Here is a 17244-nt window from a genome sequence, read left to right as displayed (position 1 = left end):
GCGGAACCGCCCAGCGGATCTTCGCGTCAGTCGGCCGGCGGGGTCCAGGTGTTCTCCGCGTCCTGGGCGGTGGCGTGGGTACGGAACACGTGGTCCAGGCCGACGATGCGGAAGATGCGGCTGACGCGGTCCGGTACGGCGGCCAGCGCGATGCCGGCGCGGGCGGCCAGGGCGTGGTTGCGGGCGGCGATCAGGACGGTGATGCCGGAGGAGTCGCAGAAGGTGAGGCCGCCGAGGTCGATGACGAGCAGTTGTCCCGGCGCGAGGACGACGTCGGGCAGCAGGGCGCGGACCTCGGGGGCTGTGTGGTGGTCGAGGTCGCCGGCGAGCTCGATGACGGGGCCGACCGGGCTGGTGCGGGTGCGGGAGGTCAGCTGCTTCACGTCTGCTCTTCACTGGTGGCTGGGGGCACGCTGAGGGTGAGGACAGCGGTGTCGTCGTCCACTCCGGTACCGAAGCTGTCGAGGAGCTCGCGGACCGCGGCGACGGCGTCTGCCGCGGTGGTGGGCGCCAGGGCGCGGGCGAAGTCGAGGAGGGCTTCTCCCCCGTAGCGGTCGTCGTCTCCCGCTCGTGGCGTGTGGGCCTCGGTGAGGCCGTCGGTGTGCAGGAGCAGGGTGTCGCCGGATCCCAGGGTGAGGGCCGTGGTGGCGATGTGGGCGTCCGGCAGGACGCCGATGAGCTGGCCGCCGGGCGTGGGCAGGTACGCGGCGGTGCCGTCGGCCCGCAGCAGCAGCGCCGGAGGATGACCGCCGCTGGCCAGGGTGACGTGGAAGCGGCCCGCGTCGCCCTCGGGGGTGAGCAGGCCGAAGACGACGGTGCAGAACCGCGGGTCGTGGCCGTTGTACTCGTGGTTCAGGACGGTGTTGAGGTTGGCGAGCACGGCAGCCGGGTCGGGGTCGTAGACGGCTGCGGCGCGGAGCGTGTAGCGGGCCAGGGAGGTGACGGCTGCGGCGGCCGCGCCCTTGCCGCACACGTCGCCGAGGAAGAATCCCCAGGTGCCGGCGGCCAGGGGGAACAGGTCGTAGAAGTCTCCGCCGACCTCGTCGGCGGATGCGACGTGGTAGTACGCGCCGACGTCCAGGCCGGGCACGCTGGCCAGGGCGGGCGGCAGCAGGGTCTTCTGGAGCGTGGCGTTCAGCCGTTGGAGGCGTTCGCGTTCGCGCTCCGATTCCTGGCGGGCCCGCAGCAGCTCGGTCTCGTAGGCCCGGCGGTCGCGGGCGTCGAAGACGGTGGTGCGGATCAGCAGCGGCTGGCCGTCCCTGCCCGCCTTCACGGTGGAGGTGACCAGGACCGGCAGGCGGCGTCCGTCGGTCGTCTTCAGCTCCAGGGCGATGCCGCTGACTTCGCCCTGCATGCGCAGCAGCGGGGCGAAGTGGGTCTCGTGGTAGAGGCGGCCGCCGACGGTGAGCAGCTCGGAGAACGTCCTGCGGCCCACGAGGTCCTCGCGCGAGCAGCCGAGCCAGTTCAGCAGGGTGGTGTTGACCTTGGCGATCTGGCCGTCGAGGAGGGTGGACAGGTAGCCGCACGGCGCGTTCTCGTACAGGTCCTCCGCGCTGTCCTCCAGCAGGGCCGAGAACGCAGCGGGGTCAGCGCCCGGTGGCGGGCCCTCGCCTTCGGGCGGGGTCCCGCCACCCTCGTGACTTTCGGTCTCACACATCATCGGCCCGCTCCGACGAACGCGACGATCGCGGCGGCGGTCTCCTCCGGCGCGGCGAGCTGCGGGCAGTGTCCGGTGGCGTTCAGCGTGACCAGGCGGCTGCCGTCGATCTGGGCGTGGACGAAGGATCCGACCTCCGGTGGTGCGATCGCGTCGCTGGAGCACTGGGCGACCAGCGTGGGGACGGTGACCTTCGCCAGGTCGGCCCGGTTGTCGGACAGGAAGGTCACGCGGGCGAAGACCCGGGCGATCTCCGGGTCGGTGCGGCAGAAGCTGTTGGTCAGCTCCTCACCCAGTTCCGGACGCTCGGGATTGCCCATGATCACGGGAGCCATGGCGCCCGACCACCCCAGATAGTTCGCTTCCAGCGACTCCAGCAGCTCGTCGATGTCCGCGGCCGAGAACCCGCCCCGGTAGCCGGAGGACGGATCGTCGATGAAGCACGGCGACGGAGCGAGGAGGACGAGGCCGGCGAACGCCTGGGGCTCCCGGGCCGCGGCGAGCACGCCGATCGAGGCGCTCACCGAGTGTCCGACGAACGTCACCGGCCCCAGGGCCAGCTCCCGGCAGATCTCCAGCACGTCGTCGACGTATCCGTCCAGGGAGGAGTACCGCTCCTTGCTCCACGCGGACAGGTCCGAACGTCCCGCTCCCACATGGTCGAACAGGACCACCGTGTGGTCGCGCTCCAGGATCGGGACGACCAGCCGCCACATGTTCTGATCACACCCGAACCCGTGGGCCAGCACCACCACCGGTCCCCCAGGACACCCCGACACAGTCACATGGTTCCTGCTCAACACGTCCATGCAGCACATCCTCGCAGACGGGCCGGGCCTTCCGTCGCGCTCGGCCGCGCGGCCGAGCCCCTTGGTCGTAGCCCGTTCGGCTCAGCGGATACGGCGCTGCACCGGCGTATCCGCCATCCGGGGAGTCCGCTGGCGGCTGCCCGCCGGGGTGGCTGAAGTGGGAGGAGCAAGTCCAGTGCTGAGGGAGGACGCCATGACCATGACGGAGCATCCACTTTCGGGTGTGCAGCCGCCCGTCGCAGGATCGATCGCGACGCCCGAGGACCACGGCCCGCCCGAAAGCCCCAGGGACCGGGTCAACCGTCGATGGCACGAGATCCTGCAGGAGACGAGGGTCGCTCAGACCGGCGTCCAGATCCTCCTCGGCTTCCTGCTCAGCCTCGCCTTCACCCCTGCCTTCAAGGACCTCGGCCCCGGGGACCGTGCGCTGTACGTGCTGACGACGGCCCTGGGGGCGTCTTCGACCGCGGCGTTGATAGCCCCCGTGTCCATCCACCGGTTCCTGTCGGGCCTACGGCTCAAGAGCGAGGTCGTAGAGGCGGCGGGCCGGTTGATGGTGTGCGGAATGGTCATGCTGGTGCTGACCATCGGGTGCACCCTGCTCCTGGTCCTCCACGTCGTCCTCCGGGGCCCGATCGCCGAGATCGTCGTCGGTGTCGTCATGCTGTGGTTCGGGGCGTGCTGGCTGGCGCTGCCCCTGCGGCTGCGGCGCAAAGCCCGCAGGCGGTCGCTCCCCTGACCACAGGGAGCCGGGCCCGGCCGACCGCCCGTCACGGGTCGAGCGGGCCGCCGAGGAGCGCAGCTCGCTGCGGGCCGCGTCCCGCGCCCTCTCCCGGCCCCGGAATCGCCCGTACGGCCTCTGCGGCGGTTTCCCTGTGGGACCGCCGCGCCGGGCTCTCCCTCACGTCGCCGGTCCGCCGTACGGGCCGTACGGCGGACGGCGGTCCGCGCGCCGGGGCGGCCTTGTCCGAGGGGACGGACACCTTCCGGACCATGGAGGCGCGCGGACGCCGCAGGTGATCGCAGGGGCGACGCCGACACGACGGCGGGATCCACACCGGCGTAGAATTCCCGCCTTCGGCGGTTGCCTCCCCGGAGCGGCAGCGCGTGGCGGGGGGGTCAGTCGCGGTCGACGTGCTCGCGCACGACGGTGCCCTTGGCGACGTCGATGTCGTAAGTGGTCTTGTTCCAGTCCGGGGTGACGACGTCGACGGACCAGACCTTGTCGTCGAGTTCGACCGCCGTGACGGTGCCCTGTGTGCGGCCGGTGCTCGTCTGCGCCGCCTGCTGGGCCGTGGTGGTCGCCGCCTGCAGCTGTGCGGCCAGCTCGCTCTTGTCGTCCGCGTCCTGTCCGGGCTCGACCCGCGAGCGGGTCACCTTCCCGGTCACCGCGTCGACCTGAACGTCCTGCTGGGTTCCGTCCTCCGCGGCGACGGTGACGTCCCACACCGGGGCGGCGGCGGCCGGGGAGGGGCTCGCCGGGCTCGGAGTGCCCGAGGCGGTGGCCGTGCCGGCCGGGCGGGAGGTGGTCAGCTCGATCTCGACGAGCCTGCCCTGAGGAACTGCGGCGACTGCGGTGTCGGCGGCCTGGTTCCACTGGATCTTGGCCGCGGGCACCAGCGCCATGCGCTCCCGCTGGTCCTCGGTCATCCCCGCACCGGTACCGGTCGGCGTGGCGGACGTGGGCGACGGTGCCTGGGGAGCAGCAGCGACCGGATCCTGGCTGCCACCACCACAGGCTCCGGCCATCAGCGTGGACGAGACGGCCAGAGCGAGAGCCAGGCCGCGGAGTCGAAAGAGTGTGGTCATGGACGCCACGCTCGTCCCATGACCGCGTTCCAGCGGGGACCCGCGCCGGAACTCACCCGATCGCGAACCCACAGCGCGTCCGAACAGGCGATTCCTGAGGCCGTGGCGAACAGGACGGACGGGATCCGGGAGGGGACCGGATCGGGGATCTCGTGCCGGTGGCTTCCCGCCGGACGGACCGGCGACCGCGTCCACGGCACAGGGGGCAGGGGCGCCGTCATAGGCTGAAATCCCGCGCGTGACGGAGAGCAGGGGCAGGAGGCTGAGGTGGCCGGGACGATGGTGGCCGAGGTGATGGCCGAGGTGATGGCCGAGCTGGCCGGGCTCGAGGACCCGAGGGCACGCAAGGTGAACGAGCAACACGGTGACGATCACGGTGTGAACCTCAGCAAGCTGCACGCGCTGGCGAAGCGCCTGAAGACGCAGCAGGAGCTCGCGCGGCGGCTCTGGGAGACGGACGACACCGCGGCGAGACTCCTGGCGACACTGATCTGCCGCCCGAAGCCCTTCGAGCGCGACGAGCTGGACGCCATGGTGCGCGAGGCGCGGACACCCAAGGTGCACGACTGGCTCGTGAACTACGTGGTGAAGAAGAATCCGCACTCCGAGGAGCTGCGCGTGGCCTGGTCCGCCGACCCGGATCCGGTCGTCGCGAGTGCCGGCTGGGCGCTGACCATCGAACGCGTGGCGCAGCAGCCCGACGGACTCGACCTCGCAGCGCTCCTCGACGTCATCGAGACCGAGATGCAGGACGCCCCGGATCGCCTGCAGTGGGCGATGAACCACTGCCTGGCCCGGATCGGGATCGAGCACGCCGCGTACCGCGCCCGTGCCGTCGGCATCGGTGAGCGCTTGGAGGTGCTCAAGGAACGACCAGTAGGACCTGGGTGGGAGGGCCCGGGGCGCGAGTGGTGTCGGCCGGACGGTGCAGAAAGACGGCCCCTTCGGGGCGTGCCTGCCGTTCGGCCGGGGCAGGCGGGCCCGCGGCGGGCACCGATGACGTGCTCTGCCCCCGGGCCGGACGAACCCGCGCCGGCCCCACCCGCGCACGGCCAGGAGGTCCAGCATGTCTCAGGTCAAGGAAACCATCGAGGTCGACGTACCCGTCCGTACGGCGTACGACCAGTGGACACAGTTCGAGTCGTTTCCGCAGTTCATGGACGGGGTCGAGCGCATCGAGCAACGCACGGACACGCTCACCCACTGGGTGACGAAGATCGGCGGCGTGGAGCGGGAGTTCGACGCGGAGATCACCGAACAGATCCCCGACCACAAGGTCGCCTGGGTGACCGTCGGGGGTGAGACCGAGCAGTCGGGCCTGGTCACCTTCCAGCCCATCGACCCCTCGCACACCCAGGTCACGCTGATGATGGACTTCGACCCGGAAGGCATGGCGGAGAACATCGGCGACAAGCTCGGCTTCGTCGACCGGCAGGTCAAGGGCGACCTGAAGCGGTTCAAGCACTTCATCGAGGACCGCGGCGCGGCCACCGGTGAGTGGCGCGGGCAGGTCTGATCCCACCCCCGGAGCCCCGCTACCCCCGGGAACCCACGGGAACCGGCCGCCGCGCACAACACCGCGCGGCGGCCGCCGCTGTGCCCGCTGCCCGGCCGGGGCCGGGCCGGCCGGACCCGTCCGGGCGGGCACGTTCTGCACCGGATCCCCGTTCTGGCACCGCCCGTCCGCATGACCGGCGCGCGAGGGAGCGTGCGACGATCCGGTGGGGAGCGGCCGCGGGGCTGCTGAGCACTCCCCGAGGGAGGAGCCGGGTGAACGACGACGAGATGCGCTCGCGCTTCGCGGCCGGGGCCGCCCTGACCTCCTGACGGCACGACGCGATGTCCGACGGCAGCGCTCTAGGCGTGGGCGCCGATGTCGATGGTGCCGAGGGTGAGGGTGGGGCGGGCCTGGAGGATGGCACCGATCCGGTCGGCCTGTTCGCCCAGTTGCCGGTGCTGACGGGGGGTCAGGGTGCGGAGGGGTTCGACGGTGATCGCGACTTTCGTGCCGGTCTTCTTCTGGTGCCAGACGCCTGCGACCGCGCCGTCGATCAGGAGGACCGGGAAGTTGCCCGCCTGACTGCTCGTGGCGAGGGCCCGCTGCCGTGCCGCGCCGGGGAACAGCAGGTTTCGTGGCTGCGAGCCGACCGTGAAGGCGTCGAAGTGCGGCAGCAGCAGAACGCCCTGGGCGGGGTCGCCGGGTTCGGTGTCGCCGTGGGTGGTCCAGGCGCGGGTGCCTTCCAGCGTGACCTCGGTGAGGTCGCTCGCTTCGAACAGGCGGCGTACCCAGCCGGGGGTGGTGGCCAGCCAGCGGGCGAAGTGCTCCGGCGTGGCCGGCCCGTAGGAGTGCAGGTAGCGGCCCAGCAGCCAGTCGATCGCCTCGGTGTGCGGGGCCGGGGTGAATCCGGGCAGCCAGCGGCCGGGGTGGGTGTACGTGACCTTGCGGCCCTTGTTCGGGCCGAAGCACAGCACGCCCCTGTGGGCGGCGGTCGCGACCATCTGGCGCCAGCGCGGCCACATCGTCCGGAACGCGGGCATCACCGGGTCGACCGCCCACGAGCCGACCTGATCGGCCAGCGCTTCGGTCAGCTCGTCGACGGTCAGCTCGGTCCCGGTCAGGATCACGCCGATCGTGGCGACGAGCTCGTCGGTCTGCTCCTCGGTCAGCCGTGCCTCGGGCGCGAGCCGCCCGGCGGCGGGTACCGCTCCCAGCGCCCCGCACCACCAGGCCAGTTCGGCCGCGGGCAGCAGATGGATCGTGCCGCGCGGCCCGAACGTCTTGACCAGGCTGTGGTCCGACCACAACGCCTCCTGCACCCCCGAGCGCGTCACCCCGTCCAGCCGCAGGCCGATCGACAGCTCGGCGGCCGACAGCACCTGGGCATGCGCGCCGCACATCGCCGCCGCCGCCTCGGCCGGGCTGCCCAGCGGCGCCGCCAGACCGTGCCGCCGCAACCGCTGCCCGCACACGTCCACCCATGTCAGGTCCACGCCTGAACCTAACCACGTGGGGCATCCGCCGGGGATCCGGTTTCGGCCCGCGTCGGCCCGGCGCACCGTTCGCACCGTCCGGCCGCCCGGCACGGCACGGCCCGGCCCGGCCACAACCGATCGGCCCGGTTCTGCGTCCTTCTCGCAGAGTCGTCTCCGTCCGACCGGCGCGGAGAAGGCCGCGGCCTTGGAGGGCATCATCAGTAGGTCCACCACCCCTGACCTGCCCGACCAGGCGGCACGGCCCCGCCGTACGGCCGGCATCGGCAAGGTGCTGCTGGGCGGTGTGGCGGGCGTCCTGCTGACCGCCGTACTCCTGACCGTCCTCTGGCGGCCGCGGACCGAGGTGACGTACCGGAGCACCGCTCCCTCGGCGGTGGCGTACGAGGACGGGTCGCCGCACTTCCTGGGGCTGGTGCACGAGCACGGCCTGTCCGGGCGGCACTCCTACAGGATGGTGATCGGCAGGGATTCCGGCCTGTCCTACGGGCACTGGGTGGACGTCGACCCCGCCCTGGGGGCGCAGGGGATCGCATCCACGACGTGGACGGAGTCCGGAGTGCGTGTCCGCTTCCCGACCGGTCACGAAGTCTTCGTCCCGGCCCGGTTCTTCCTGCACGGCAGATGACCCCGGGGGCGTGCGGCTTCGGGGTTTCACAGCGTGGGCCGGGACCAGGGGGCGTCGGCGTCGCCGGACTCCGGCCGTAGCCCCAGCTCGCGGAGCCGACCCGTGGTCCCGGTGTGCCCTGCCCGCCCACCTCGACGCCGTCGAGCACGCGTCCCCTGCCGACGAGCGTACGCCGCACCGTGGACGGTGTCCCCGGGAAGCCTCCGGCCAGGCCTCGCGGGGCGCATCACCCCTTTGGCGGCCTGCGGAGCCGCCCCCCGGCGGGGGTGGGACCGGGGCCGAGGACGGCTGCGGTGCCACGGCCGGGCTGCCCGCGCCCAGGCTGCGGCAGCCGGTGTCCAGCCGCTACGACCTGTCACCGCGGCTCCGGCGCCCTAGGCTGATCGGCATGGCAGACGATCCGGATGACGGAGCCCCCCTGGTGCGGGTGGAGAACGGCGAGCAGCGCGTCGTGGTGCAGGTGGGCGGCGAGATGGACATCGACCGGGCGCCGATGCTGTGGGAGGCCGTCGAGGCGGTGATCACTCGGCCCGACAGCCCGGGCGAGGTCGTCGTCGACCTGGCGGAGCTCACGTTCTGCGACTCCTCCGGCCTCAACGCGCTCCTCCAGGCCCGCATCACCGCCGAGAAGCACGGCCGCCGCCTGAGTCTGCGCGCCCCGTCCCCGCAAGTCGTCCACCTGCTGGAACTGACCGGCACCGCCAAGCTGTTCCCCGTCACCGACCGCTGAGGGGGGACCGGTGAGGGGGAGTTCGGCCCTGCCGGGTACGCCGGGCGCCGCCGCCCGGTCACGTCACGTTCCCGCCCGCGGCACCCGGGCGGAACGCCCGCACCGACGGCTCGCGCCTGCTCGTGCGGCGGCCGTAGCCCTCTGCGCTCAGCTGTCCCCGCCGGTCTCCATCGGCCGCTTGTAGTACCGCCAGGGGAACCAGCCCGCACCGACGGGGATCCAGCCCTCCGCTTCCATCCGCCGGTGCCGGCCGCCGGAGGCGAGCGTCACCCGGCAGTGTTCCCACGCGCGGTCGGACGCCTCCACCTCGTGGAACAGCGCACCGTACCCGACGAGGTGCCAGCCGTCGCGCCCGGCCTCCGCCAGGGCGGCCATCTCGTTGAAGGCCGACAGCGGGCTGAGGATGCGGCGCTCGGCCGTGCCGGGCCCCCCGGCGGGCGGGGCGGAGGCCACGGCGTCCGCGGCCTTGTCCGCGAAGCGCTGCTGGGCGGCCTGGCGGCTCACTCCCAGGACCCGGCCGACGGTGTCCCAGCTGTGCCCCGCCGCCCTGGCGCCCTGGACGGCCTCGCGCAGCAGCCGGCTCGCCTCCTCGGCCCCGACCCGCGAGGCGTCCACCAGACGCAGGTACCCGTCGGCGTCGTGCTCCAGCGATGCGGCCAGCCCTTCGGGGGCGCCGAGGACAGCGGACGCGATCCCCTCCCGGATACGGACGGCCTCCTGCGGGCCCAGCAGGGGCTGGCCGCTCATCGCCGTGCGCCGGCGAGGGGCTCCAGCGCGTCGAGCACCTCGGCGTCGCGGCGCGCCCGGTCGGCGGCCGTACGGGCGGCCAGTGCGCCCGTGGCGGCGATGAGTGCCAGTTCCGCCACGACCAGTACGGCCCGGACGGGCGTGCTGAGCCGGTCGGCGGACATGGCGAGCAGCGCGGGCAGGATGGCGGTCAACGGGAGCAGGGCGACGAGGGAGGCGGAGGTGGCGTCCTCGCGGGACGGCTTCGAGTGCACGGTCGGCATGCGTCAAGGAAACCTTGACATGATCGTTGTTGTCAAGGATCTCTTGACAGCGACGGGCGGTGCCGCGCCCGGTCCAGGCAAGCGGCAGGGCACCATGGGGTCATGAGAACCCTTCCGGTGCTCGTCTACGACGGAGACTGCGGCTTCTGCACGGCCTCGGTCGGAGCGGCCCGGCGCCGGCTCCACCCCTCCTGCGAGTTCGTCGCGTGGCAATCCGCAGACCTGGGCTCCCTCGGCGTCTCCCAGGAGCGCGCCGCGTACGAACTGCTCTGGGTGACTCCGGGCGGCGATGTGCACGGCGGCGCCCAGGCGGTGGCAAAGCTGCTGCTGAACAGCGGCAGGGCATGGGGCGTGCTCGGGGCGGTCCTCACCCTGGCGCCGGTGCGCTGGATCGCCCACGGCCTCTACCGGATCATCGCCATCAACCGGAGCCGGTTGCCGGGCGGCACCGCGGCCTGCGCCGTGCCCACGGAGGGACCGGCCCGTCCAGATGCCCCCAAACAGGGGGTGACCAGCGCCGATCCCTCCTCGGCTCGCGGTCACGGCGATCCGGTGTGAGCCTTACGGCATGGGTTGGGCATCGTGGACGACGGTCAGCGTCTTCTCCGGACGGGACGGGGTGCGCACGGAGGAAGCCGGTGTGATCACCGGCGAACTCACCGTGCACACCACGTGGACGGAGAACGAAGCACGTTTCGCCATCCAGTACAACGGCTCGTCCGAGTGGTTCACCCTCGCCGACGGCCCCCTTCCCTGCGCTTCGGAGGAGGAGAGCCGCGCCCTGCACGAGATGGTGGTGGAGGCCGTACGAACGGGCCGTCCGACGACCGGCCGCCCACCCCTGCGTCCCGAAGGGCACACCACCGCATAGCGGGCAGGGCGGAGCGGGGGCTCAGGCACCGATGGGAGCTTCAGCCTTCGCGAGCTGCCGCGGAGCGGAGGTACTCCGCCTCCACCGGGGTAGCTGCCCAGCCCACGGCCCGCGCCGCGGCGACCTCGGCAACGGACATCCGGTACAGCTTGCGCAGCAGGCGCAGCGGAATGCCGTCGGCCCCTCCCACCGGCAGCAGGACCGTGCCTTCGAGCGCGATGATCCGCTCGCGCTCATGGTCCGGGGGCACGCCCCGGCCTCCGCCGCAGGCGTGGATGACGTAGTGGGAGCAGTGGTACGACGCATCCCAGCGCAGCTCTCCCCCGGTGATGTGCTGCCACACCTCGTCGACGCAGTCCTCGCAGGGCTCGCAGTGCGCGATCGCGTAGTCATCGGCCATGCGCGCAGCATGCGACACGGCGGCCGTGGGGTCGAGCGATATACGCGCACGGCCGGGCGGGCCGGTCCCGGGCCGCAGGGAGTGGTGACGGGGCCGGACGAAATGATCGGCCGGGCGGGGTCCGTCACGACGACATGATGAAGTCCAGCGCGTAGCCGGAGGCGGTCGTCCAGTAGGTGACGCGGGCACCGTCGTCGGCCGCCCAGGGTCGCCGCACCCGACGCACCGGGAGGGCTCGGCGCCGCCGGCCCCGTCGCGCTCGGGCGGTCCGGGGGCTTGCGGTCCTCCGCGCCATCGGCCCCGCCCGGCGTGCACGCCGTGGACGCGAGCAGCGCGGCGACCGCTGCGACTCCGAGGACGCGGGCCTTGCCGCTCCTGTGGCTCCTGCGGGCAGCCGCCTTCATGGTGTTCCCCCCGCCGTGTCGTCCGTACGCACCTCGCCCGGGCCCATCCTGCGCCCCGATCGCCCTCATCTCGCCTGCTTCGTAAGCCTGTTACCGGTGTGAGCGGCCGCTCCGGCCGTTCCCGGGCCGTCGACCCCGACGGACAGAAGGCTACGGACGGACCCTCACCCCGCGCGGCCACCCACCGGCGTATCCGGCCCGCCCACCGCAGGTGTACGGCGGCCTGCACCCCGGGGTGTACGCCCCGGCCGCCGGCATCGCCCCGGCCCACCCCCGGGTTCCGGTTCGCTGGACGAGGTCGTGTCTACGACGGGGACGGCTCCTCCAGGCAGGCCCGGAGCTGTTCCTCCAGGGACGGTACGGATGCGGTGTCGCACGACAGGACCAGCACGAGCCTGCCGCGTTCGACGGCCTCGGGCCGTTGCGCGTACGACCAGTGCTTCCCTGCCCGCACGAGTGTCCTGAAGAGCAGCCGCCGCCCGTAGGCGTCGCCGGACAGGACCTCGTCCGCATCCTCGATGACCAGTACGTGGTGGTCCGCAGCCAGCCACTTCAGATCGCGCAGGCAGTCGGAGAGCGCGTTCCAGTTCCAGCCGAAGTAGTCCGGCAGCGGCACGCCGTCGTAGAACTGCTGGAAGACGGCATCCTCGTCACCCATCGCGCGGCCGTCGAGGCGCACCACGTACGTCCGCCCGGTCACGGGAAGCAGGAGATCGACCGGCACGGCGCCCGACTTCGCCACCACGTGCAACCAGGGCACCGTGTGCACCCCCGCCCCCCTTCGTGCGCAGGCCGTCACCGGCCTCCCGCGCCTCGTAGCCCCCGGGGCCGGTCCAGGGTACGCGCGAGGGCCGGCGGGCGAGGCCGGCGGACGGCGGTCAGGCCGGTGCGTTCCAGGCCGCCGTCAGTCCGTCCAGCCACGCGGGCGGCAACTCGGCGGCGTCCCACTCCTCCCGCAGCCGCTGCGGCGCGGTGACGAGCCGCTCCAGTACGGCGATGCTGGTGGAGGAGTGGACCAGTGAATAGCGGCCGTGCACCGTGATGGTGCTGCCCGGTCCGAACGCCGCGAACAAGCGCTGCAGCCGCGCCCGGTGGGCCAGGGCGAACTCCATGAGCCGCCCGGCGTACCCGGCCCGCTGCCGGGGGCTCATCGTCCCGAGGACGGCGGCCAGCACCTCCTCGGTCACCTCCGGATCCAGCTCCGAGACCACGGTGAACGACAGGTACAGCGGCGTGACCGCCACCCGCGCCCGCTCCACCTCCATGCGCCCGGCCCGCGGATGCTCCGTGGCCGGACCCGCCGGGCCGTCTGCTCCCACGACCTCGGTCAGGGTCCGCTCGGCAACCCCGCCGAGCCTCTCCAGGAGGTCCCCCACACCGTCGAGCCACCCCGACTCGTACAGCTCGCCCTTGTCCCCCGGCGCGCTCCGGTCGCCGCCGCTCAGCTCCTCGTGCGCGAGGGCCAGCGCACCCGCCTCCACGAGCCCGATCAGTTCCCACGCGTCGTCGGAAGGCACCCCGGCCCGCGCGAGGAGCTGCAGCAGCGTCGTCCGCGCATTGTCGACACTGGCCTCGTCCGGCCAGTGCCGTCCCTCGTCCGCCGCGCTCATCGGTTCCTCCTCATCACTCGGGTGTGCGGTGCGTGCACGCGACATCGCTCCCTTCGACGGTCCAACGCTCGACGGCCGGGCTGTGCTCCCCAGCGGCGCTGCCCTCGCCTCACCGGTGAACCAGCCCCCGACCGCCTATTTTGGATCATCTGGCTGAGAAGGGCGGAAGAAACGGCACAGCGGATGCGGATCGAACCGTTGCTGCGGGCCGGGTCGCCCCCGGCGGGGTGTCTGCGGGGGCCGGCGGGCCGGGGCCGTGGACCGGCCTCGTGACCAGCAGCTTCAGGAGGGAGGCCGGAGACGGGGTCAGTGGCGGTCCGGTGCGGGCGAGATCTGCTGCATGAGGCCGAGCATGTCCGGAGCGACCCACTCCTCGGCGATCTTGTCGCCCTCGATGCGGTAGATCTCGAGGCTCCGGAAGCTGACCGGCCGGTCCGTCGCCGGGACCCCTGGGAAGGTGCCCCGGTGCGTTCCGCGGAAATGTACCCGTACCGCCACCCGGTCGTCGGCGCCGAACATGTCCTCGACCGCGATCCGCAGGTCGGGGAATCCGTCCAGCATGCTCCGGGCACCCGGTCGCCAGATCTCCCGACCGTGCAGAGGGGCGGGCAGCCCGGGGAGGTCGGCGAGGAAGTCCTCCGTCAGCATCTCGGCACATGCGTCGAGATCGCCGCTCTCCAGGGTCTCGTAGGCCGTGTGGAGCAGGGCCAGGTTCTTCTCGATCGTGCTGTCGGTCTTGTTGCGGGTGTGAGTGGTGTGCACGGTGGTGTCCTCTCCAGGGGGACCTCCGGCGAGCGCGGTGGTCGCTCCGATCCGCCTGGCTCCCAGTAGAAGGCCTGCCGCCACGTCAGGGTCAAGCTGCAACGACTCCGCACACCACGGCGGGCACCGCGTCACCGGACTCCGCACGCCCCGCCCCTAGGCGGCGGGAATCAGCGGACGCGGCGCCGGAGCACGAGGACGACGGCGAAGGCGACGGCCGCCAGGGCCACGCACACCAGGGCCGCGGTGAACGGCAACTGGGGCCAGGCGGGGTCACGGTAGCCGGGCTCGTACGGGGTCTTCGCGCAGGAGGTGGTGGCGTCGCACGCGAACCGCTTGCCCGCGGTGAGGAACAGGCCGGTGACCGTGCCGAAGGCAGCGAGGACCAGGGCGACGACCACGAGGGCCGCGGGTGCCGCGTACCAGGCCGCGTGGGGTTGTACCGGCGGCCGCAGCGGGGCGGGGGGCAGCGGGTTCACGGACGGTCTCCTCCTGCGGGGCCGATTCTGGTCCGGCCCATCCTTCCCGGACACCGGTGGCCGGCGGCTGGGTACGGGTACTCATCTTCGGGAGGCCCCGTCCCCACGCCCGGCGGCGGCCGCCGGCTCCTGAGGTCCTGACCGGTGCTAGCCGTCGAGCGCCCGGACCGCCTGCCGCTCCAGTTCCAGGCAGCGGTCCACCCGCTCCGCACACGCGTCGAACAGGACGCGCCGCTCCTCCGTACCGGCGTCCGGGTCGGCTTCGCGGGCGAGTGCGGCGAGTTCCGACCAGTGACGGGCGGACTCCCTGAAGAGGGCCGCGGCCTCCTGGCGCCCGACGAGGTCGAGGAAGTCGGCGTACAGCGGCCGGGTCGCGCCCGGGGCGGTCCATTCCTCTTCCAGGCAGGCGTGCAGCCGTCCGGTGCCGGCGCGGAAGGCCTCGGGCGAGCTGCCGAACCGGCGCTCCCAGCCCGTCTTGGTGGTGCGGTCGCGCAGCTGGGCGGCGAACTTCTCCATCCCGGTGAAGCCGAAGTTCACGTCGAACTGGTTGCCGAGGACCGGGCCCGTGAGGTGAGTGACGGTGGAGGCGATCGCCCCTGCCACGTCCGGTTCCCCCTCGGCCGGGCCGGTGGGCACGATCAGCTGGTGGCGGCCCTTGCGGTGCGCGGTCCAGGCGGCCCCGAACTCCTCGCGGTCGATCCGGTACGGGGTCTTGGCGCCGTCCTCGATCAGCAGGTCGTCGCCGTCGTACCCGGCGATGACGACGGTGTACGGGTCGGCGCCCGTCATCTCGGCGTCGGCGTCGGCCTCGTGCCAGGGCAGGGAGGACCGGTCGACCACGCAGAAGGCGGGCTGCCCCTCGTCGAGGGCGGCCCGGACCCGGCCCCAGCGGGGCTTCATGGCGCGCGTGGCGTCGTACGGGATCCCCAAGCGGCCGAGTGCGACCTGCACCCAGGGCTCGGGGTGGGCCTGGGCCACGATGGTGGCGATGGGCAGCCGGCCCGCGTACTCGAAGACGAAGTACATGAAGCCGATCCCGCCGGCCAGGCCGGCGACGAGCTCCTCGTCGTGGGCACTGCCCAGGGCGTGGCGGATCAGGGAGGCCTCGCGGTGGCGTCCGGTACCGAAGTCTTCGTACACGAGCACAGTCATGCGGTCAGCCTAGCCGCGGAAGCGGAGTGGACCGCGCGGCCCTCGGTCCGCGTGCCGCCGGGACCGGGGGACGGCGATGGCTGCCGGGAGTTGGCGGCACCGCGGCCCGGGCCTAAGCCGGGGAGCCGTAGGTGCCGTGCTGCGGAAACCCCGCCTGTCCGAAGACGTGCACCGACAGCCCGCCCGGTGTCGCCCGGTGATCGACGAGCCGCAGACCGGCCGGCGCGCCGCCGTCCGGGAAGAGGCGGCGTCCCTACTGACCGTGTCGGCCGGCACGTTCGCGTACGCGCGCTCATGGCCACGGCATACGCACGGACGCGCGGGGCCCGTCGCGTCCGCTCGCGGTCGATGTCAGTGGCGGGCCCTACCGTGAAGTCGTACGTCCGCAGCACAGCACCACGGGGGGATCCATGTCCGCGACCAGCATCGTCGTGCCCACGCACGCACTCCCCGCCTCTCTCACGCACGAGGCGACCCGCCGTCGCCTCACCGGGCCCGGGCTGCCCGCGGACCACGGGATGATGCGGTTCGGGCCGCTCGCCGCGTCCCGTTTCGTGCCGGTCTCCGCTCTGATCGCCGAGGGGGCCGACCCGGGCGGGCTGGATCCCCGCATCGCGGACCTGCTGCTGATAGGACACCTGCGCTGCGAGGAGGACGACGCCCAGGAACTCGTCCTCGACGGGACCACGGGCCGGGTCTTCAGCATGACCCTCTTCGAGGACGCGCCCCACCTCATCGACGTGATTCCGCTGGCGCCCTCGGTCGACGCCCTGGCTCGGCTCCTCTCCCACGTGGACGACTTCCGGTTGATGAGCGGCCGGTTCTCCGTGCTGGCGGGACGGACCGGTGTCGATGTGGTGGCGGAGGCATCGGCCCTGCTGCTGTCGGCCTTCACCGCCGAGGACTGGAGCGGTGAAGGCCGGGGCGGCGCGTGCCCGCCCTCGGCGGGGAAGCACGCTCTGCCCGCCCTCTGGCGGATCGCCGCCACGGTCCACCCGCTGGCGCTGGTCGCCGGACGGGGCAGCGGCCTGCGGCTGGAGCTGCCGGCGGGGCTGCTGGACGAGGAGTTCGGCCCGGACGAGATGGTGCGCGTCGACACCTCTGCGCTGCCGGACGCCTTGGTGCACGAGCCGACGCGGCGCTTCCTCACGGAGGTCGGGCTCCCGAAGGTGCAGCGCATGTTCGGCCTCTGGCAGGACGATTACCTGCTCCGGACCCTTGCCGAGTCCGAGTCCCCCACGGCCGAGGACTCCGGCCCGGTGCCGGCCGGTGCGGAGAACCTGGTCTGCCTGGGCAGCCTGGTCCACGACTTCGAGGTCGTGATCGACGGCCGCACGGGGCTCCTCTCGTACCGCCTCTACGACGCCGACACGACGACGCCGGTCAACGCCGATGTCTCCACCCTCGCGTTCACGATGTGGATGTTCAACCGGGAAGGGCGGCTCGACGAGGAGCACGACTTCACGGGGGACTTCTACCACCAGCTCGCCGACGCGATGGTGGAGGTCCTCGCCTCCGTGGACCCGGTCGCGTGCCTGCCGTCGACGGGCGAGGACGACTACCGCTACTGGCCGGAGGTGTTCCACGACGAGGCGGGAGGAGTGCTCTGCCCCTGACCGGACCGATCCGGAGCGCCCGGCAGGCAAGGCGGGGGCTCCAGACCGGTGCGGGGCGGAAGGTCGCGTCAGGCCTCGGGCGGGAGCTGAGTACGCGTACTCATGCAGGGGCGGGCCCGTGGCCCCAGGCTGGGCCCATGCATCAGCGCGAATGGAAGCCGGCCGACCACCGTCGCGGCGCGGAACGTGTCGGCATCGCCATCCTGGCGGTGGCCGCGGCGGTCTTTGCCGCGGGAGCCATCGCCACCGTCTCCGTGATCGCCGTCCACGCGTTCGCCCTCGCCTGATGACGGGCCCTGCGCGGGCTGCGGACCGG

General features: G+C 72.7%; 21 protein-coding genes and 1 pseudogene. 9 read left to right on the top strand and 13 right to left on the bottom strand.

Annotated elements, in window-relative coordinates:
- Nucleotides 1-26: 26 nt before the first annotated feature.
- The 3 genes from ACFWUZ_RS22190 to ACFWUZ_RS22180 are packed head-to-tail and all read right to left on the bottom strand — an operon-like array spanning nucleotide 27 to nucleotide 2466.
- On the bottom strand, nucleotides 27-383 hold the full coding sequence (locus ACFWUZ_RS22190) for an STAS domain-containing protein (RefSeq protein ID WP_384375425.1): 357 nt from the start codon (nucleotides 381-383) through the stop codon (nucleotides 27-29).
- Nucleotides 380-1657: a SpoIIE family protein phosphatase gene (locus ACFWUZ_RS22185; protein WP_384375757.1), complete on the bottom strand. Its 1278-nt coding sequence runs from the start codon at nucleotides 1655-1657 to the stop codon at nucleotides 380-382. The genes ACFWUZ_RS22190 and ACFWUZ_RS22185 overlap by 4 nt, the downstream gene beginning before the upstream one ends.
- Entirely contained in the window at nucleotides 1657-2466 is an 810-nt protein-coding gene (locus ACFWUZ_RS22180) for an alpha/beta fold hydrolase (RefSeq protein WP_384375422.1), read from the bottom strand. The genes ACFWUZ_RS22185 and ACFWUZ_RS22180 overlap by 1 nt, the downstream gene beginning before the upstream one ends.
- A gap of 193 nt (nucleotides 2467-2659) precedes the next feature.
- Here ACFWUZ_RS22180 and ACFWUZ_RS22175 point away from each other — a divergent pair, with 193 nt between their 5' ends.
- Entirely contained in the window at nucleotides 2660-3205 is a 546-nt protein-coding gene (locus ACFWUZ_RS22175) for a DUF6328 family protein (protein ID WP_384375419.1), read from the top strand.
- A 380-nt stretch (nucleotides 3206-3585) separates the two neighbouring features.
- On the opposite strand, the gene ACFWUZ_RS22170 is transcribed toward ACFWUZ_RS22175, so the two are convergent.
- On the bottom strand, nucleotides 3586-4275 hold the full coding sequence (locus tag ACFWUZ_RS22170) for a hypothetical protein (RefSeq protein ID WP_384375416.1): 690 nt from the start codon (nucleotides 4273-4275) through the stop codon (nucleotides 3586-3588).
- 294 nt (nucleotides 4276-4569) lie between these two features.
- On the opposite strand from ACFWUZ_RS22170, the pseudogene ACFWUZ_RS22165 reads away from it, so the two are divergent.
- Together ACFWUZ_RS22165 and ACFWUZ_RS22160 are read left to right on the top strand one after the other, a co-directional pair.
- Nucleotides 4570-5175 (top strand): annotated as a pseudogene (locus tag ACFWUZ_RS22165) (DNA alkylation repair protein); the annotation flags it as partial.
- A 166-nt stretch (nucleotides 5176-5341) separates the two neighbouring features.
- Nucleotides 5342-5791, top strand: a complete 450-nt coding sequence (locus ACFWUZ_RS22160) for an SRPBCC family protein (RefSeq protein WP_384375412.1) — start codon at nucleotides 5342-5344, stop codon at nucleotides 5789-5791.
- Nucleotides 5792-6132: 341 nt separating this feature from the next.
- On the opposite strand, the gene ACFWUZ_RS22155 is transcribed toward ACFWUZ_RS22160, so the two are convergent.
- Nucleotides 6133-7266, bottom strand: a complete 1134-nt coding sequence (locus ACFWUZ_RS22155) for a winged helix DNA-binding domain-containing protein (protein WP_384375409.1) — start codon at nucleotides 7264-7266, stop codon at nucleotides 6133-6135.
- Nucleotides 7267-7453: 187 nt separating this feature from the next.
- Here ACFWUZ_RS22155 and ACFWUZ_RS22150 point away from each other — a divergent pair, with 187 nt between their 5' ends.
- Both ACFWUZ_RS22150 and ACFWUZ_RS22145 read left to right on the top strand, forming a co-directional pair.
- Nucleotides 7454-7894 carry a hypothetical protein gene (locus ACFWUZ_RS22150; protein WP_384375406.1) on the top strand — a complete coding sequence of 147 codons (441 nt, stop codon included), beginning with the start codon at nucleotides 7454-7456 and terminating at the stop codon, nucleotides 7892-7894.
- Nucleotides 7895-8282: 388 nt separating this feature from the next.
- Nucleotides 8283-8624 (top strand): STAS domain-containing protein, encoded by a 342-nt coding sequence (locus tag ACFWUZ_RS22145; protein WP_384375403.1) that lies wholly within the window; start codon nucleotides 8283-8285, stop codon nucleotides 8622-8624.
- 147 nt (nucleotides 8625-8771) lie between these two features.
- On the opposite strand, the gene ACFWUZ_RS22140 is transcribed toward ACFWUZ_RS22145, so the two are convergent.
- Nucleotides 8772-9371 (bottom strand): hypothetical protein, encoded by a 600-nt coding sequence (locus ACFWUZ_RS22140; RefSeq protein WP_384375399.1) that lies wholly within the window; start codon nucleotides 9369-9371, stop codon nucleotides 8772-8774.
- On the bottom strand, nucleotides 9368-9634 hold the full coding sequence (locus tag ACFWUZ_RS22135; RefSeq protein ID WP_384375396.1) for a hypothetical protein: 267 nt from the start codon (nucleotides 9632-9634) through the stop codon (nucleotides 9368-9370). Before ACFWUZ_RS22135 ends, ACFWUZ_RS22140 begins: the two co-directional genes overlap by 4 nt.
- A 102-nt stretch (nucleotides 9635-9736) precedes the next feature.
- On the opposite strand from ACFWUZ_RS22135, the gene ACFWUZ_RS22130 reads away from it, so the two are divergent.
- Nucleotides 9737-10192 carry a thiol-disulfide oxidoreductase DCC family protein gene (locus ACFWUZ_RS22130; protein WP_384375393.1) on the top strand — a complete coding sequence of 152 codons (456 nt, stop codon included), beginning with the start codon at nucleotides 9737-9739 and terminating at the stop codon, nucleotides 10190-10192.
- Between the two features lie 10 nt (nucleotides 10193-10202).
- Nucleotides 10203-10505 carry a hypothetical protein gene (locus ACFWUZ_RS22125; protein WP_384375390.1) on the top strand — a complete coding sequence of 101 codons (303 nt, stop codon included), beginning with the start codon at nucleotides 10203-10205 and terminating at the stop codon, nucleotides 10503-10505.
- Between the two features lie 40 nt (nucleotides 10506-10545).
- Here the strand turns inward: ACFWUZ_RS22125 and ACFWUZ_RS22120 are convergent, their stop codons facing one another.
- The 6 genes from ACFWUZ_RS22120 to ACFWUZ_RS22095 form a co-directional block, all read right to left on the bottom strand.
- Nucleotides 10546-10905 (bottom strand): hypothetical protein, encoded by a 360-nt coding sequence (locus ACFWUZ_RS22120; protein WP_384375387.1) that lies wholly within the window; start codon nucleotides 10903-10905, stop codon nucleotides 10546-10548.
- Between the two features lie 708 nt (nucleotides 10906-11613).
- The gene (locus ACFWUZ_RS22115; protein WP_384375384.1) at nucleotides 11614-12069 is read right to left on the bottom strand and encodes a barstar family protein; all 456 of its coding nucleotides are present in this window, start codon (nucleotides 12067-12069) and stop codon (nucleotides 11614-11616) included.
- A 118-nt stretch (nucleotides 12070-12187) separates the two neighbouring features.
- The gene (locus ACFWUZ_RS22110; RefSeq protein WP_384375381.1) at nucleotides 12188-12919 is read right to left on the bottom strand and encodes a hypothetical protein; all 732 of its coding nucleotides are present in this window, start codon (nucleotides 12917-12919) and stop codon (nucleotides 12188-12190) included.
- Nucleotides 12920-13225: 306 nt separating this feature from the next.
- A complete protein-coding gene (locus ACFWUZ_RS22105; RefSeq protein WP_384375379.1) occupies nucleotides 13226-13681 on the bottom strand; it encodes an ester cyclase in 456 nt (151 codons plus the stop codon).
- Nucleotides 13682-13851: 170 nt separating this feature from the next.
- Complete coding sequence (locus ACFWUZ_RS22100; protein WP_384375376.1) at nucleotides 13852-14160, bottom strand: hypothetical protein; 309 nt, start codon at nucleotides 14158-14160, stop codon at nucleotides 13852-13854.
- 147 nt (nucleotides 14161-14307) lie between these two features.
- The gene (locus tag ACFWUZ_RS22095) at nucleotides 14308-15312 is read right to left on the bottom strand and encodes a DUF4872 domain-containing protein (protein ID WP_384375373.1); all 1005 of its coding nucleotides are present in this window, start codon (nucleotides 15310-15312) and stop codon (nucleotides 14308-14310) included.
- 410 nt (nucleotides 15313-15722) lie between these two features.
- On the opposite strand from ACFWUZ_RS22095, the gene ACFWUZ_RS22090 reads away from it, so the two are divergent.
- On the top strand, nucleotides 15723-16928 hold the full coding sequence (locus ACFWUZ_RS22090) for an SUKH-4 family immunity protein (protein ID WP_384375370.1): 1206 nt from the start codon (nucleotides 15723-15725) through the stop codon (nucleotides 16926-16928).
- Between the two features lie 137 nt (nucleotides 16929-17065).
- A complete protein-coding gene (locus tag ACFWUZ_RS22085; RefSeq protein ID WP_384375367.1) occupies nucleotides 17066-17215 on the top strand; it encodes a hypothetical protein in 150 nt (49 codons plus the stop codon).
- The last annotated feature ends 29 nt before the right edge of the window (nucleotides 17216-17244 follow it).

The organism is Streptomyces sp. NPDC058646 (assembly GCF_042716875.1).
Taxonomy (GTDB): Bacteria; Actinomycetota; Actinomycetes; order Streptomycetales; family Streptomycetaceae; genus Streptomyces.
Note: the sequence above shows the minus strand (reverse complement) of the source record. Positions and strands in the feature narration are given on the sequence as shown.

Bases quoted from the DNA above. Each gene is read 5' to 3' on its own strand.
- ACFWUZ_RS22135 (WP_384375396.1), bottom strand. From the start codon at position 9,634: ATGCCGACCGTGCACTCGAAGCCGTCCCGCGAGGACGCCACCTCCGCC.
- ACFWUZ_RS22180 (WP_384375422.1), bottom strand. From the start codon at position 2,466: ATGGACGTGTTGAGCAGGAACCATGTGACTGTGTCGGGGTGTCCTGGG.
- ACFWUZ_RS22175 (WP_384375419.1), top strand. From the start codon at position 2,660: ATGACCATGACGGAGCATCCACTTTCGGGTGTGCAGCCGCCCGTCGCA.
- ACFWUZ_RS22085 (WP_384375367.1), top strand. From the start codon at position 17,066: ATGCATCAGCGCGAATGGAAGCCGGCCGACCACCGTCGCGGCGCGGAA.
- ACFWUZ_RS22170 (WP_384375416.1), bottom strand. From the start codon at position 4,275: ATGACCACACTCTTTCGACTCCGCGGCCTGGCTCTCGCTCTGGCCGTC.
- ACFWUZ_RS22145 (WP_384375403.1), top strand. From the start codon at position 8,283: ATGGCAGACGATCCGGATGACGGAGCCCCCCTGGTGCGGGTGGAGAAC.
- ACFWUZ_RS22185 (WP_384375757.1), bottom strand. From the start codon at position 1,657: ATGTGTGAGACCGAAAGTCACGAGGGTGGCGGGACCCCGCCCGAAGGC.
- ACFWUZ_RS22125 (WP_384375390.1), top strand. From the start codon at position 10,203: ATGGGTTGGGCATCGTGGACGACGGTCAGCGTCTTCTCCGGACGGGAC.
- ACFWUZ_RS22090 (WP_384375370.1), top strand. From the start codon at position 15,723: ATGTCCGCGACCAGCATCGTCGTGCCCACGCACGCACTCCCCGCCTCT.
- ACFWUZ_RS22120 (WP_384375387.1), bottom strand. From the start codon at position 10,905: ATGGCCGATGACTACGCGATCGCGCACTGCGAGCCCTGCGAGGACTGC.
- ACFWUZ_RS22160 (WP_384375412.1), top strand. From the start codon at position 5,342: ATGTCTCAGGTCAAGGAAACCATCGAGGTCGACGTACCCGTCCGTACG.
- ACFWUZ_RS22140 (WP_384375399.1), bottom strand. From the start codon at position 9,371: ATGAGCGGCCAGCCCCTGCTGGGCCCGCAGGAGGCCGTCCGTATCCGG.
- ACFWUZ_RS22130 (WP_384375393.1), top strand. From the start codon at position 9,737: ATGAGAACCCTTCCGGTGCTCGTCTACGACGGAGACTGCGGCTTCTGC.
- ACFWUZ_RS22110 (WP_384375381.1), bottom strand. From the start codon at position 12,919: ATGAGCGCGGCGGACGAGGGACGGCACTGGCCGGACGAGGCCAGTGTC.
- ACFWUZ_RS22095 (WP_384375373.1), bottom strand. From the start codon at position 15,312: ATGACTGTGCTCGTGTACGAAGACTTCGGTACCGGACGCCACCGCGAG.